Here is a 14391-nt window from a genome sequence, read left to right as displayed (position 1 = left end):
CCCGATTCGTTGTCGGAGATTGCTTCGTCGTACTTGCTGCGCAAGTACTCCTCGCAATGACAGGTTAGTGGTTGGTCAGCAGCTCACGCGCGGCGGCGATGTCACGCTGAATCTGGGCCAGCAGCGCCTCCACGCCCTCGAAGCGCTGCTCGGCGCGCAAGCGGGCGAAGAAGTCCAGCTGCAGCTGCTGGCCGTAGAACTCACCACCGGCATAGTCCAGCAGGTGCGCCTCGACCACCGAAGCCAGGGTACCGTCTTCGAAGGTGGGGCGTAGGCCAATGTTGGTCACCGCGCCCCATGCCTGCCCACCGAGACGCGCCCGGGTGACATAGACCCCGTTGGCAGGCAGGGCCAGCTTGTCATCCACCGCCACGTTGGCGGTGGGGATGCCGATGCTGCGGCCGCGCTGCGCGCCGGCGACCACTTCGCCCGCCAGGGCAAAGGGCCGGCCCAGCAGCCGCGCCGCTGCGGCCACATCGCCCTCGGCGATCAGGCCGCGGATGCGCGAGGACGAGACCGGCGCGCCATCCAGCTCCAGCGCGGGCACAGGGTGCAGGCTGAAGCCCAGTTCAGCGCCCAAAGTTTGCAGGGCAGCAAAGTCGCCTTCGCGGTTACGCCCCAGGGCAAAGTCGTGCCCCACCCAGAGCTCTTCCAGGCCCAGGTGCTCTTTCAGCAGCTGCACAAAATCGCGGGCGCTGGTGGCCGCAGTTTCACGGTTGAAAGGGTGACGCACCAACACATCCACGCCCAGGGCGGCCAACTGCTCGGCTTGCTGCTGCGGCGTATTCAAATAAAAACGGCTGCGCGGGCCGCGCAGCACTTCTTCAGGGTGGGGGTCAAAGGTAAGCACAACTGCCGGGGCGCCCTTGGCGTGCGCTCCGGCAGTCAGTTGCTTGAGGATCTGCTGGTGACCAAGGTGCACGCCGTCAAAGGCGCCGATGGTCAGCCAGGCATTTTGAATGTGGGCGGCTTGCAGCGAGGCGAAGTGCTGCATGCAGGCCTCCTAGGACATGAAGACTTTGCGCGGCTGCCACTCCGCGCCGTCCACTTCGATCACGGCGACCAGATCGCCCTGCTCGCTGACGGCACGGGCCAGGCCGGTGGCCTCGGCCGCGGCAGGAATGCGGTGGCCGTTGCGCACCTTCTCCAGCATCTCGGCGTCCAGCTCTACCGCCGGCCAGTCAGCCAACGCTTCGGCCGCGGGGATCAGATATTGCGCCCAACTGCCGGTCTCGAAAGCTTCCCGCAGGCGGCGCAGGGAGACCGCGTCACGCAAAGTGAAGCGGCCGCTGCGCGTGCGGCGCAAGCCCACCAAGTGGGCGCCGGTGCCCAGCTTCTCGCCGATGTCGTTGGCCAGCGAGCGGATGTAGGTGCCGGACGAGCAGTGCACATCCACCACCACCTCAGGCAAAGCCCATTCCAGCAGCTCCAGGCTGTGCACCTGGATGATGCGCGGCGGCAGTTCCACGTCTTCGCCGCGGCGGGCCATGTCGTAGGCCCGCTGGCCCTGCACGCGCACGGCGGAATAGGCCGGCGGGGTCTGCTCGATCTCGCCGGTGAATTGTTCCAGCAGCTTGGTGAACTCCTCGCGCTCGATGTCCACCGGCACTTCCGGGCTGGTAAAGGCGCCCTCCGCATCATAGGTGTCGGTTGAGGAGCCCAGGCGGATGGTGGCCTGGTAGCGCTTGTCTTCTGCCGAGACGAACTCGCTCAAGCGCACCGCCGGGCCCATCAGCACCACCAGCACGCCGGAGGCACGCGGGTCCAGCGTGCCGGTATGGCCGGCGCGGCGGATGCCGGTGCCGCGGCGGATGATCTGCACCACATCGTGCGAGGTCAGCCCAATGGGCTTATCCACCACCAGCACTCCCGAAACCAGGTTGCTCACGTCGTTTTGCCCCGGCTCCCCGCGGCCGCCCCCGGAAGTGTACTGAAAGTTGTTTTGCATCTAAAGGTCGTCCTTTATCCTTTATTGTTTTTATACTGCAACCGCTTGCAGGGCCGCTCGGGTGGCCTGCAAGACCTGTTCCTGTACTTGCGCCAGGCTGCCGGAAAGGTTGGCACCAGCCGCGGCTAGATGGCCGCCGCCGCCAAACTGGGCAGCAATACGCGAGACATCAATCGCGCCCCGGCTGCGCCAGCTCATCTTGACCTGGTTGTCGTGCTGCTCCACAAAGAGCACCACCACCGCGGCGCCCTCGACAAAAGCGATGTTGTTGACCAACTCAGCATCATCGTTGGCCGGGTAGCCCGCCGCCTGGCGGTCCGCCAGGGTCAGGCTGGCCCAGACCAGTTCGCCCTCGCGCTGCAAGCTGCTGAGCCCGGCACCCCAATAGCGCAGGGCTTCAAAGGAGCGGCGCAGCAGGGCGCGCTCGTACAGCTCCGGCAGGTCGGCGCCGCGCTCCACCAGGTCGGCGGCAATGCGCAGGGCCTGGGGATTCATGTTAGAGGTGTGGAAGCCGATGGTATCGGTGAGGATGCCGGTCAAAAGCGCTTCGGGCACGCCCGGGGCGAAGTCCAGCCCCAGGGCGGGCAGATGCTCGGCGAGCATGGCGCAGGTGGCCACGGAGTCGGGGTCGATCAGGTTCAGTTCGCCAAACAGCGTATTGGTAATGTGGTGGTCAATATTCAGATGTACTTGGGGGTGCTGGCGCAGGGCTTCGCCAGTGCGCTCCTGGGCGGCGGCGTCCACCGTGATCACCAGGTCCACCGGGCCTTGCGCGGCGCGCGCGATCTGCTGCACGCCGGGCAAATGGTCAAAGCCTTCCGGTAAGCCGTCGCTCAGCACCATTTGCACCTGCTTGCCCGCCGCCTGCAATGCCAGGCCCAGGCCCAGGACAGAACAGATCGCATCGCCATCCGGGCGCACATGCGAAACGACCAGGAAGCTCTGCGCGTCGTGCAGACGCTGGCGCGCCTGATCCAGCAGTGATCTATCCATTCTTATCCGTGTCGCTATCCTTGTTGAGGGTGGCGATCAAGCTCTCAATGCGCTCTGCGTTTTCGGGCGTAGGGTCCCAGACAAAGCGCAGGCGGGGGAAGACGCGCAGGTCGCTGCGCCTGGCTAACTGTGTGCGCAGGAAACCGGAGGCGTGCTGCAAGCCAGCCAAAATCTCCTGGCTACGCTCCACGCCTTCCAACGCAGAAACAAAGACATTGGCCTGGCTAAGCTCACGGTCTACACGCACATCCGTGATGAAGACGCCCTGCAGGCGCGGGTCAGTCACCTCGAAGAGCAACATCTCCGCGAGCATTTCCTGAATCCCTTTGGCAATACGAGCAGCTCGAGATTGTGAAACCATAGCAACCCTGTAATGACTAAACGAGCAACGTCAAAAGCCGTTACTGCACGGCAACCAGTTCACGAATGTAACACTGGATGATGTCGCCCTCTTTGAAGTCATCAAATTCTTTGAGATTAATGCCGCAGTCAAATCCCTCACGCACTTCTTTGACATCGTCCTTTTCGTGTTTGAGGGAGGAGAGCTCGCCATCGAAGATGACCTTGTCGTCGCGTACGATGCGCACCAGCGCCCCACGGCGCAGTTCGCCTTCGGTCACGCGGCAGCCGGCGATCTTGCCGAAACGGCTGATCTTGAAGACCTGCTGCACCACAGCCTTGCCCAGCAGGCGCTCCTTGAGTTCCGGCTCCAGCATGCCCTTCAACGCCATTTCCACGTCTTCGGTCATGCGGTAGATAATGTCGTAGAGGCGGATGGAGACGCCTTCGGCCTCAGCCTGGCGCTTCACCGCCGCATCAGCTTCTACATTGAAGCCCATCACGATCGCCTTGGAAGCGGCCGCCAGGGCAACATCGCTCTCGCTGATGTGGCCGGTGCCGGTGTGCAGCACGTGCACACCGATCTGACCGACTTTGTCATCCGCCTTCATTTGCTCCAGCGAGGACACGATCGGCTCCAGGGAGCCCTGTACGTCGGCCTTGATCACCAGTCGCAGCTCGCGCACTTTGCCCGCCTGGTAAGCGGCGAACATGCTCTCCAGGGTCAGCGAACCGCCGGCCTGGCCCTTGTCCTGTTTCTCCTTCTCGGCACGTTCGCTCACCAGGGTGCGCGCCTCGCGCTCAGCGTCCACTGTGCGGAAGGGCTCGCCCGCCGCAGGGACTTCATTAAGGCCCAAGACGGAGATGGGCGTAGACGGACCGGCTTCTTCCAGCTTTTGACCGGCGAAGTCGAACATGGCGCGCAGGCGGCCATAGGCCTGGCCCACCACCACAATATCACCCAGCTTGAGGGTGCCGTTTTGCACCAGCAGCGTGGCGATCACGCCGCGCGAGGGGTCGCGCTCGGATTCGATGACGGTGCCGAAGACCTCGCCGGCGGGGTTGGCCAAAATCTCAGTATTGTCGGCCACCAGTTGGATGGCCTCCAGCAGGTCCTGCAGGCCGACCTTCTCCTTGGCGGAGACAGGCACCACGATCGTGTCGCCGTCCCAATCGTCAGGGATCAGGCCGTTCTCGGCCAGCTGCTGCTTGACGCGCTCCGCGTTGGCATTCGGCCGGTCGATTTTGGTCATGGCGACCACGATCGGCACACGGGCGGCGCGGGCATGCGCCAGCGCTTCTTTGGTCTGGGGCATCACGCCGTCATCGGCGGCCACCACCAGCACCACCACGTCGGCGCCCTGGGCGCCGCGTGAGCGCATGGCGGTAAAGGCGGCATGGCCGGGGGTATCCAAGAACGTGATCAGGCGGTCTTTGTGGGTCGCCTGGTAGGCGCCAATGTGCTGGGTAATGCCGCCTGCCTCTTGACTGACCACGGAGGTCTGGCGGATGGCGTCCAGCAGGGTGGTTTTGCCGTGGTCGACGTGGCCCAGAATGGTGACCACCGGCGCACGCGGCTTCAGGCTGCTCTTGTCTTCGTTGGCGATCAGTTGGCGCCACAGGGGCACTTCGCCCGTATTGTCCTGACCTTCCAGCTGGTCCAACTGCTGCATCGTGGCCTCAAAGCCCAGTTCCGAAGCCACAATGGCTGCGGTATCAAAGTCGATCTGCTGGTTGATATTGGCCATCACGCCGTTGGACATGAGGGTTTTGATGATCTGAATGGGGCTGGCTTGCAGGGTGTCAGCCAATTCACGTACCGTCAGGCTGCCCGGCAGTTCAATCGTTTTTATTTCTTTGTCAGTAAGGTTCTCAGCCATAAAACACCAATCCTTCTCCCCTGATCCCCTAAGCTAAGATTTTACCAAGCTTAGTTTGGAACCGAGGGCAGGTTCATACAAAAATGCGACTTAAGAGCAGCAAGGGGCTCTTACGGGGCAGCCTGGGCGAAGAATTCCGTCAGGCGGGCGCGGTCAGCCTCGTTCAAGCTGGTGCGCAGGGCCTTATCCAAGGCGCCGCTCAAACCGCGTTGCCAGCAAGCTTCCTGCAGGTGCAGGTAGGCGCCGCGGCCAGGCTGCTTGCCCCGGGCGTCGACAAAGACACCTTCAGGCGTGCGCACCAGGCGCACTAAGCCGGCTTTGGCCTCAACTGCCCGGCAGGCCACACAAGTGCGCTGCGGAACATGCTTGGCTCGGCGGGGAGGCTGTTTCGCTTTCGCCATGATCACTAGCTGGGCGGCTGGGATGGCCGCCAAAGCGGCCATCCCAGAACGCTAAGCTCAAGCCAGGTCTTCCCATTCGTCCCGGCGAGGCGTATAGGTGACGTCCTCATCCGGATCGTAGTCCAATTCGCGGTACTTCTTTTTCTTGGCCTTCTTTTTCTTGTCAGGCTCAGCTGGGGCGGCACCTTTGGCAACCTTGGCCTTGCCCAGCAACTGCTCTTCGGTGCGAGCAAAGACCTCATCCACAGAAAGCGCCGGCACTTGGGCTTCGGGAGCCTGGCCGCCTTGCATCTGGGCCAACAGCTTCTCGTCTTCTTCGGTCAGTTCGACCGGTTTCTCGTCCTCTTCGTACTCTTCCGCCACACGGGCAGTCGCTTCGGGCTGCTCGACCAGCACGGCCTCCGGCTCAGCCGGGGCCTCAGCCTGCGGTTCAGGGGCCGGTTCAGGCTCGGGTTCCGGCTCGGGCTCGGGGAAAACAAAGGCGTCCAGCTTTTCCTGGATGCTGGCAATGGCCACCGGGCCAACGCCCTCGATCTGCTGGATCAGGCTGCTATCCAGCTTGAGCTGCAGCAGCAGATCGCCAATGGTGGAGAAGCCGTCGCCGCTGATCTTCATCGCCAGGCTGGGCGCCAAGCCCAGTTCTTCCAACGGGATGGAGAAGGCCGCCTTGGGCAACTGCGCCTCAATGGCGGCGCGCTCTTCGCGTTGGGCATCCAGAATGGCCTCGCGGCGGTCCTGTTCCCCGCGCTCCAAGCGTTCCACAAAGCGGCTGAGCAGCGTGTACTCTTCGGGTGTGATCGGGCGGCCTTCGGACTTCTTAGCCAGGATCATTTCGATCTGCGGCAGGAGCTCGACCCAATCAGCATGTTCTTTGGCGAACTTGGCGTTGGCCTGCGCCTGATGCAGGGCATCAGCGGCGGCCTCGGTCAGGCTCTTGATATCAATGCGCCAGCCGGTCAGCTTGGCGGCCAGGCGGGCGTTCTGCCCGTCGCGGCCGATGGCCAGGCTCAGCTGGTCTTCCGGCACCACCACCGTGGCGGTCTTGTTGCCGTCCACGGCTTCGTCCAGGTAAACGCCGGCCACACGCGCCGGGCTGAGCGCCTTGGCGATGAACTGGGCCGGGTCGGTGTTCCACTCAATCACGTCGATCTTCTCGTCGTGAAGTTCACGTACGATGGCTTGGATGCGCACACCGCGGATGCCGACGCAGGCGCCCACCGGGTCAATGCCGGACTGCAGCGCGGAGACGGCTACTTTGGAACGGTAGCCGGGTTCGCGGGCGATGGAACGGATCTCCACCAGGCCCTGATAGATCTCAGGCACTTCATCTTCCAGCAGGCGGCGCAGGAAATCGCGATGGGCACGCGAGAGGATGATCTCCGGCCCGCGGGTGGTGTCCTTGATCTCCAGCAGCAGGGCGCGCACGCGGTCGTGCACGCGGAAACGCTCGCCGGGGATCTGCTGGCCGCGCGGCATCTTGCCCTCGGCCTTGCGGTCCAGCGCCAGGGTGATCATGTGCGGGTTGGCCGCCTGGACAATACCGTTGACGATCTCACCGGTGAGGTGCGAGAAGTATTCCTTCTGCGCCTCACGCTCCGCCTCGCGGATGCGCTGCTGGATCATTTGGCGGGCGGTTTGGGCCGCCACGCGGCCGAAGTTCTCCGGGGTGCTCTCCACCACGACGATGTCGCCCAATTCGGCGTTGGGGTCGTATTTGCGAGCCACGTCCAGCAGTACCTCGGTGCGTTCATCCATCACATCTTCCACCACTTCCTTCTCGGCAAAGATCTTGACTTCACCGGTGGTGTCATCGATGCTGGCCTGCACCAATTGGGCCTGCGAAGCATTGACCGTCTTGCGATAGGCCTGAATGAGGGCATCTTGCACTGCTTGCACAATGACCTCACGCGGCAACTGCTTATCATCCAGGACTTCGTTAAAAGCCAGGGAAAATTCCTTCTTCATCTCTGTATAACTCCTTGTGACCACCCCTAATTAAGCAGAAAAGTGGGGGTTGCCCACTTCCGGTCGTTGCTACTATGGGGTGCTGCCGAACGTGGAAATTGTAGCATCAAAAAATTTCGATGGCAAGGGAAAGCGAACGCAATTTGCTTAATCTGCGGTGTGTAAAGTCTTCAGCAAACGCCAACCGATTTCGCTGATCTGCTGTAAGCGGCCCAAGTGATCGTAGTAAGTCCAATCACCGGCCACCGGCTCAACAATCTCATACCCCAGGCGTTGATACAAGCGCAGAGCATGCGGGTTGTCGTCGGCCACTTGCAGGCACACTTCCCGGAAGCCGCGCGTCCACAGATCAGCCTCGGCGTGGGTCAGCAGCTGGCTGCCCAGGCCGCGGCCGCGCAGTGCACGGCGCACACGAAAGGCATGGATGTAAGCACGGCGGCGGCCATCGGCGGCGCTGGGGTCTGCCTCGCTGTGCAGCTGCACGAAGACCTGCCCCAGGGCGGGGCCGCCGGGCAGCTCAGCCAGCCACATCAGGCTTTGGCCGGTCTGCATGCGGGCAAAGACCCGGGCATACACCCGGCGGAAATGGACGTACTCGCCCTCCCATTCCAAGGCGGGCAGGTCGGCCGCGGTCACCAGGCGGATCACCACACGCTGCAGCCAGGCAGGGTCGGCGTAAACGCTAGCGGCCAGCTTCACGCAGCAGTTCCTCCAGCAAGGCCGCTTCCTGGCGGGCGCTGCGCACTTCGCCGTCCAGCCAGGCGGCCCGCAGCCGGGCCAGGATGTGTGCATAGGCCGGGCCGGGCGGCAGGCCGCGCCGGCGCAGGGCGTGCCCATCGGCGTGCGGCTGCACATGGCGCCAGCGGCGCGCATAGCCTTCCAACTGGGCGGTGAGTGGGCTGCCAGCGGTCAGCCATAGGGCATACACGGCGGCCAGAGGCTGGCGTTCGAGGTGGCTCACCAGGGCGCTGGGCGACAACCGCGCCAAGCGGCGGCGTTCGCTGTGCAGACGGGCCGCGACCAGGGTCAGTTGGCGCAGCTCGCCCTCAAAGCGCAGGCGCTCGGCGATGGCTTCCACCGCCTGCAGCGGCAGCCACATCAGCCACAGGGCCAGGTCGACCCTGGTGGCGCTTTCGGCGGACAATCCCCAGTAGGCCGGGGGCTTGGGGCGAGGTTGCAGTGCTGCAGCAGCCTGTTTGGGAAAACTAAGCTGGGGGTGGATAACACCCAACAACCCGGCGCGCTGCATGGCCTGCAAAATCGGCACGCGCGGCCGCTCTTGCAAAGCAAGCTCCAGTTCATGAAAGATGCGCTCACCGGAAACCTGCGCCAAACCCGGCAGGTGGCGGGCCAACTCCTGGCGGGTCGCCGGCGCCAGCCGGAAACCCAGGCGCCCGGCAAAGCGCAGGGCGCGCAGCATACGCGTGGGGTCGTCGACAAAAGACTGTGCATGCAGCGTGCGCACCAGGCCGCGGCGCAGGTCCGCCAGCCCGCCAAAGGGGTCGTGCAGGTGACCGGCCTGTTCGCCGTTCAGACGCAGCGCCAGAGTATTGATGCTGAAATCGCGGCGGGCCTGGTCCGCAGCCAGATCGGCCAGTTCCACCTGGGGGAGGGCTGCCGGTTGCGGATAGCGCTCGCGGCGAGCAGAAATCAGGTCAATGTGGGTGGGCAGCTTGCCCTTGATCCCCGCCAATAGCGCCGGACGCTGGGGCAGGAGCCAAACGGCTGTGCGAAAAGCCGGGTGGGTCTGCAAATCACCGCCCAGCTGCCTGACCAGCTTACGCCCAAACTGAATGGCGTCGCCTTCAATGACCACATCCAGGTCCAGGCTGGGGCGCGCCAAAAACAGGTCGCGCACAAAGCCGCCCACCAGGTACAGCGGGCGGTCTTGCGCCTGGGCCGCGATCCAGTCCAGCAGCCGCCGCGCGGCGGGCGAAAGCGGCTTGCGCAGCCAGCTTGTCAAGCTGGGCCGCAGGCGGCCGGCAGCATCCAGACGCGGCTCTCGAGGCAGGCGGGGGGAAGCCATCCACCAATCATAGCCGAGGCCAGGGCGCCAGTCCAAGCAATGAGGCTAACGACTGGGCGTGTGTGTGGGCAGCGGGGTCAGGGTGTGGATGGCGGTGGGGCTGGACGGACCTAGCAAGTCGGGCGTATCAGGCTGGCCTTGCCAGGCCAGCAAGGCCAGCAACACCAGCAAAGCGACCAAGCCAGCCCGCCACAGGCGCCGCCGGCGCTGGCTGCGCCGCGCCTGCAGCGGCGGGATGGCGGGCGGCATGCCGATGACAATGGCGGTCAGGTCCCCAGGCAGGCCTATTTTCAGGCCGCGCTGTATCAGGGCCTCAGCCGCATCCTCGATGGGGCTTGCCGCCAGAGTCTCGCCGATCTCTTCCGGCTGCAGGCCATCGCCCAGGCCGCTGGTGCACAGCAGCAGGCGGTCATTGGGCCGCAGGCGCATGCCTTGCTGGCGCAGGGAAGGCCGGCCGCCGCTAGCCGGGTGCAGGCGCAGGTCCACATCCAGCGGCGTTTTGGCGCCTAGATAACCATGCAGGCCATCGGCGTCCTTGCGCGGCGCCGGCGCATTTTTCTCCGGCAGGCGCGGCAGGTTGAGCTGCTGCAGCCGCTCGCCGCGCATCAAGTAGAGGCGCGCATTGCCCACAGAGGCGGCATACAGCCTGTCGCCCACCAGCCAGGCGCACAGGCAGGTGCTGCCCATGCCCTTCCACTCGCGCCGGGTTTCGCTACGCTGCAGGATCAGCCGGCTGGCTTGGATGATGGCGGCCTGCAAGATGCCGCTGGGCTGGCTGGCATCACTCTGCCCCACCAGACGGGTCACCGCATCCACAGCCAGTTGGGCGGCCACCTGGCCGGCCCGGCTGGCGCCAATGCCGTCGGTCACCATGGTCAGCAACGAGGGTTTCGGGTTGGCTTCGCTGAGGGTGTAGTGCTCCAGCGCGTAGCGGTCCTCATTCAAATGGCCAATGGCGCGGGAAGCCACCGAGAGGGGGTATTGGGGTTTTTTAGAGGGAATCATCCCGGCTCGGATTGATCAAGAAGCGGAAGGCCACCCGGCCAATATGCAGCAGGTCCCCGTCTTGCAGCTGGCTGCCCTCCGGTGAGATCGGTGCATAGTTGATCCAGGTGCCGGCTTCCGACCCCAGGTCGGCCACAGTATAAGTGCCATCAGGCTGATGGCTGATCTGTGTATGCCGCCCACTGATCGAGTCATCCTCCAGCACCAGGCTGTTTTGGGCGTCCCGCCCGATAAAGGTTTCGCTGCCAAAAATCGGGAAGACCTCGGCGGGTTGGTCAGCCTCCTGCACATTGAGGCGCTGCAACCAGGCCGGGGGCCGGTTGTCAGCCGCTTCCCCGCCATCAAAGGGCAGCGGAACGATCGAATCCAATAACGGCGTATCGCTCAGCGGGTCGGGGCCGGCCGCCGGGAGCGGCGTGACCCGCCGGCTGCGGCGGCGCGCCCCGGGCTGCCGCGGGCGCAGGCGTCCCGAAAGCACCAGGACCAGCAGGACCGCGCCGGCGGCCAACACCACACCCCCGGCCATCAGCCAGGTGCCGCCACGGTCCAGCAGGGTTTGCAGCCGGGAGGGTGGAATGCTGACGCCGATCTGCACCGGGATCTCGACACTGCTGCCGATCAGCCCCAGGGTGTCCTGGGCTTCAACCCGCAAAGTGACCGGCTGGCTGCTGGTGTAGCCGCTCAGGTCCCAGACAAAGCGGGTGAAAGGCGCACTGCGGTTTTCCGCCACCTGCATGCCGTCCACGAAAAGCGTAGTGCGCTGCAAGCCGCGCTCAATATTGTCGGGGAACTCCACAATGATTTCCAGCGGCTGGCTAAAGGGCGACAGCTGCTGCGGGTCGGCCTCGGACGGGCGGCGTTCAATGCGCACCGGCGGAGAAACCAGGATCGGGTTGGGCGGGCCGATCTCCAGGTTGAAGCTGTGCGCAGCCGACGTGGCCTGCCCGGCCTGGCTGTCCATGCGCAACTGCACTTCATGGGCGCCCGAACTGTGCAATGTGGAATCGTATTGGAAGAAGTAAGCCGAGCGGAAGCCGCGGAAGTAATCCTCAGGGGCGGGGAAGACTTCGCCGCCCGAAAAGCCAAACCATTGGCCGCCGGTGGCCCGCGCCATGGCTGCCAACTGCAGGCTGATTTCGCTGGAGAAGCTGGAAACCGAGCCGATCTGCCAGATGAACAAGGGGATGCCCTGCTCGACCAATTGGGGCTGCCAACCGGCCAGCACGCTCATATCCGCCAGGGAGGGGGAGCTGGTTACCCACCACACGGCGCTGCCTGCTCCCGGCCGGGGAGCAGGCTGGGCGGCGATTTGCAGCGCCAGTTCCAACGGCTGCAGATCCGCAGCCGGCATGGGCGCAGGCAGCCAGTCCGTCAGGGCGCCGGACCACTGCGGCAACGACACGTCCGTGACCAGCGGGCCGGCGCTGGTCACCAGACCCATAGCGCTGTCATTGGGCGGCAACCCGCCGGCCCAAGTCAGCATGGCCTCGCGCACGTAGTCAAAACGGGTGCGCGCCTGGGCATCGCGGATCGTAAAGGCGTCGGTGGGGCTGAGCGCCACGACAATGCGCAGCCCCGGCTGCACCTCACGCAATTGGGACAGCGGGCGCGGCAGGCCATTCTCCAAAACCTGGAAGTCCTCGACGGTTAAGCCGGGAATGGGCTGTCCGGCGGCGTCTCGTGCGCTGAAGTAGCCGAGAATTGTAGGGAAGGCTTCGGTTTCGAGCTGGCTTAGGTGGAGTGTTGCCCCCGTTTGCGCAGCCGCCGGGTGGCTATGCCACAGGGCAGCCAGCACCACGGCCAGCGCAAGTAAAGTACGTTTCAACGCGCCGATTTTAGCATACGGCTTTGGTGATTTGGTCATGCCCCAAAATGGTAAGATGGCCGCGCGCATGGTTCGGACACCGAAACTTCAGACTCTGGTCAAAACCGCCCGCCAATTGGGTCCGGCGGCGGTCTTACCCTACGCCGGCTACCAGCTACGCCTGCGCAGCGGCTGGCTGCGCAGGCAAACCCCGCCCGGCGGGCGCCCCCAGCCTGATCCCCTGCCCGCTGCGCCGCAGGTGCTGCTGCAGCCCGCGGCCGCCGCCCAAATCCGCCGCAGCCTGGGCCAAGACGGACAAAAGCGGCTGTTGGCAGACGCGCAGGCCGCGGCCAAAGGTCGTGCCCGCCTTTTTGATGGGCCAGAACGATCCTTGAGGCTGACCCCAAAAAAGCCATTGGGGCACTGGTTGCGCTATCACAGTCATTTGCCGGACGGCAGCGACATCAAGCCTGTCTGGGAAGCGGGCCGCTTCGGCTGGGCGACGCGCCTGGCTCAGGCCTACTGGCTGAGCGGCGAGGAAAGCCATGCCGAGAGCTTTTGGCGGCTGTTCGAGCGCTTCAACGCCGCCAACCCGGCCAACTGCGGCCCGCACTGGTCCTCGGCGCAGGAGGTGGCCCTGCGCCTGATCCACTGGGCTTACTGCTACAGCCTGCTGGCCGGCGCCGAGGCCAGCACGCCCGCCCGGCAGGCGGCCCTGGTGCAGGCCATGGCCCGGCACGCTGAGCGCATCCCGCCGACTTTGGACTATGCCCGCGCCCAGAACAACAACCACCTGCTCAGCGAAGGGCTGGGCCTGGCCACCGCCGCGGCAGCCCTGCCCAGCCACCCGCAGGCGGGCCGCTGGGCCCAGCAGGGTTGGGCCGCTTTTAATGAAGGCATTGCCCGACAGGTGCATGCTGACGGCGCTTACGCCCAGCACAGCAGCAACTACCAGCGGCTGATGCTCAGCCTGGCCTGCTGGGCTCAGATACTCACTCGACACAGCGGTCAGCCCCTGCCCCGGGCCACGAGCCAGCGCCTGGCCGCGGCGGCCGGCTGGCTGCAGACCTTGTTGGACGAAGCCAGCGGCCAAGTCCCCAACTTAGGCCCCAACGACGGCGCCTATGTGCTGCCGCTCAGCGCCCTGCCGTTTGCGGACTTTCGGCCGGTGCTGCAAGCCGCCCATGTCGCCACCAGGGGCCAGGCCAGTTTGCCGCGCGGCGCCTGGGATGACCTGGCGCTCTGGCTGGGCTGGAAGCCAGGCAAAGCCTCCAAGCCCTCCAGCAACACGGCCGGCCCTTTGCGGCTGCAAAGCAGCCGAGCCTGGGCCTATTTGCGCGCCGCTCGCTTTGAAGAGCGCCCCGGCCACGCCGACCAGCTGCACTTGGACTTATGGTGGCGCGGCCACAACCTGGCCGCTGACCCAGGCACCTACTTCTACACAGCCGCTGTCCCCTGGGACAATGCACTGGCGGGCAGCGCCGTGCACAATACGCTCACGATCGACGGGCGCGACCAAATGACCCGCGCCAGCCGCTTTTTATGGCTAGACTGGGCACAGGCCGAGGTGCTGGAGCAGCGCCGCGACCGCGCCGGCCGGCTGGTATCCGCCGCCGCCCAACACGACGGCTACCGCAGCCTGGGCCTGCGCCACCGCCGCAGCGTGCAAGTGCGAGGCAGCCTGTGGAGTGTGCGCGACGAGGTCTACAGCACCCACCCCGCCACGAACCGCCACCAAGTGCGCCTGCACTGGCTGCTGCCGGATTGGCCGTGGGAGCTGCAGGGCAACCTGTTGGCCCTGCAGGGTCCGGACGGCACGGTCCTGCTGGCCGTGTCTGGCGAGCCGCTGGCCCCGGCGCTGTCCTTGTTGCGCGCCGGGCGGCGCCTGGCGGGCAAAGCCCAGGCGGCGCCCACGCTGGGCTGGTATTCCCCCAGCTACGCCAGCAAGCGACCGGCGCTGGCCCTGCTGGCGGATATTGAAGCCGCCGCGCCGCTCACGCTGACTACACAGTGGACGCTGCCGGACTAAT

12 protein-coding genes are annotated in these 14391 nt (G+C 65.1%); 1 reads left to right on the top strand and 11 read right to left on the bottom strand.

Features of this window, described 5'->3' with window-relative positions; all coding sequences use genetic code 11:
* Positions 1-64 precede the first annotated feature (64 nt).
* The 11 genes from KF885_04895 to KF885_04845 all read right to left on the bottom strand — a co-directional run bounded on the left by KF885_04895 (position 65) and on the right by KF885_04845 (position 12421).
* Entirely contained in the window at positions 65-994 is a 930-nt protein-coding gene (locus tag KF885_04895; GenBank protein ID MBX3048492.1) for a bifunctional riboflavin kinase/FAD synthetase, read from the bottom strand.
* A 9-nt stretch (positions 995-1003) separates the two neighbouring features.
* On the bottom strand, positions 1004-1948 hold the full coding sequence (gene truB / locus KF885_04890; GenBank protein ID MBX3048491.1) for a tRNA pseudouridine(55) synthase TruB: 945 nt from the start codon (positions 1946-1948) through the stop codon (positions 1004-1006).
* Between the two features lie 30 nt (positions 1949-1978).
* Positions 1979-2941: a DHH family phosphoesterase gene (locus KF885_04885; protein ID MBX3048490.1), complete on the bottom strand. Its 963-nt coding sequence runs from the start codon at positions 2939-2941 to the stop codon at positions 1979-1981.
* Positions 2934-3302: a 30S ribosome-binding factor RbfA gene (rbfA, locus tag KF885_04880; GenBank protein MBX3048489.1), complete on the bottom strand. Its 369-nt coding sequence runs from the start codon at positions 3300-3302 to the stop codon at positions 2934-2936. Before rbfA ends, KF885_04885 begins: the two co-directional genes overlap by 8 nt.
* Positions 3303-3342: 40 nt before the next feature.
* Positions 3343-5160 carry a translation initiation factor IF-2 gene (infB, locus tag KF885_04875; protein ID MBX3048488.1) on the bottom strand — a complete coding sequence of 606 codons (1818 nt, stop codon included), beginning with the start codon at positions 5158-5160 and terminating at the stop codon, positions 3343-3345.
* A 110-nt stretch (positions 5161-5270) separates the two neighbouring features.
* Positions 5271-5603 carry a YlxR family protein gene (locus KF885_04870; GenBank protein ID MBX3048487.1) on the bottom strand — a complete coding sequence of 111 codons (333 nt, stop codon included), beginning with the start codon at positions 5601-5603 and terminating at the stop codon, positions 5271-5273.
* A gap of 15 nt (positions 5604-5618) precedes the next feature.
* Complete coding sequence (nusA, locus tag KF885_04865) at positions 5619-7526, bottom strand: transcription termination/antitermination protein NusA (GenBank protein ID MBX3048486.1); 1908 nt, start codon at positions 7524-7526, stop codon at positions 5619-5621.
* A 147-nt stretch (positions 7527-7673) separates the two neighbouring features.
* Positions 7674-8225: a GNAT family N-acetyltransferase gene (locus KF885_04860; protein ID MBX3048485.1), complete on the bottom strand. Its 552-nt coding sequence runs from the start codon at positions 8223-8225 to the stop codon at positions 7674-7676.
* Positions 8209-9552, bottom strand: a complete 1344-nt coding sequence (locus KF885_04855; GenBank protein MBX3048484.1) for a CCA tRNA nucleotidyltransferase — start codon at positions 9550-9552, stop codon at positions 8209-8211. The genes KF885_04860 and KF885_04855 overlap by 17 nt, the downstream gene beginning before the upstream one ends.
* Positions 9553-9597: 45 nt before the next feature.
* Positions 9598-10557, bottom strand: a complete 960-nt coding sequence (locus tag KF885_04850; GenBank protein MBX3048483.1) for a protein phosphatase 2C domain-containing protein — start codon at positions 10555-10557, stop codon at positions 9598-9600.
* The gene (locus KF885_04845) at positions 10544-12421 is read right to left on the bottom strand and encodes an FHA domain-containing protein (GenBank protein MBX3048482.1); all 1878 of its coding nucleotides are present in this window, start codon (positions 12419-12421) and stop codon (positions 10544-10546) included. The genes KF885_04850 and KF885_04845 overlap by 14 nt, the downstream gene beginning before the upstream one ends.
* Here KF885_04845 and KF885_04840 point away from each other — a divergent pair.
* On the top strand, positions 12420-14390 hold the full coding sequence (locus KF885_04840) for an alginate lyase family protein (GenBank protein MBX3048481.1): 1971 nt from the start codon (positions 12420-12422) through the stop codon (positions 14388-14390). The two genes, KF885_04845 and KF885_04840, sit on opposite strands and share 2 nt — an antisense overlap.
* Position 14391: the final 1 nt, after the last annotated feature.

The sequence above is a fragment of the Anaerolineales bacterium genome (assembly GCA_019637805.1).
Classification (GTDB): Bacteria; Chloroflexota; Anaerolineae; order Anaerolineales; family UBA11579; genus JAMCZK01.
This window is presented reverse-complemented; position numbering and strand designations above follow the sequence as displayed.

What these genes read in the sequence shown, in the direction of transcription:
- rbfA (MBX3048489.1), bottom strand. Translation starts at nt 3,302, where the DNA reads ATGGTTTCACAATCTCGAGCTGCTCGTATTGCCAAAGGGATTCAGGAA.
- KF885_04840 (MBX3048481.1), top strand. Translation starts at nt 12,420, where the DNA reads ATGCCCCAAAATGGTAAGATGGCCGCGCGCATGGTTCGGACACCGAAA.
- nusA (MBX3048486.1), bottom strand. Translation starts at nt 7,526, where the DNA reads ATGAAGAAGGAATTTTCCCTGGCTTTTAACGAAGTCCTGGATGATAAG.
- infB (MBX3048488.1), bottom strand. Translation starts at nt 5,160, where the DNA reads ATGGCTGAGAACCTTACTGACAAAGAAATAAAAACGATTGAACTGCCG.
- KF885_04855 (MBX3048484.1), bottom strand. Translation starts at nt 9,552, where the DNA reads ATGGCTTCCCCCCGCCTGCCTCGAGAGCCGCGTCTGGATGCTGCCGGC.
- KF885_04845 (MBX3048482.1), bottom strand. Translation starts at nt 12,421, where the DNA reads ATGACCAAATCACCAAAGCCGTATGCTAAAATCGGCGCGTTGAAACGT.
- KF885_04870 (MBX3048487.1), bottom strand. Translation starts at nt 5,603, where the DNA reads ATGGCCGCTTTGGCGGCCATCCCAGCCGCCCAGCTAGTGATCATGGCG.
- KF885_04885 (MBX3048490.1), bottom strand. Translation starts at nt 2,941, where the DNA reads ATGGATAGATCACTGCTGGATCAGGCGCGCCAGCGTCTGCACGACGCG.
- truB (MBX3048491.1), bottom strand. Translation starts at nt 1,948, where the DNA reads ATGCAAAACAACTTTCAGTACACTTCCGGGGGCGGCCGCGGGGAGCCG.
- KF885_04895 (MBX3048492.1), bottom strand. Translation starts at nt 994, where the DNA reads ATGCAGCACTTCGCCTCGCTGCAAGCCGCCCACATTCAAAATGCCTGG.
- KF885_04850 (MBX3048483.1), bottom strand. Translation starts at nt 10,557, where the DNA reads ATGATTCCCTCTAAAAAACCCCAATACCCCCTCTCGGTGGCTTCCCGC.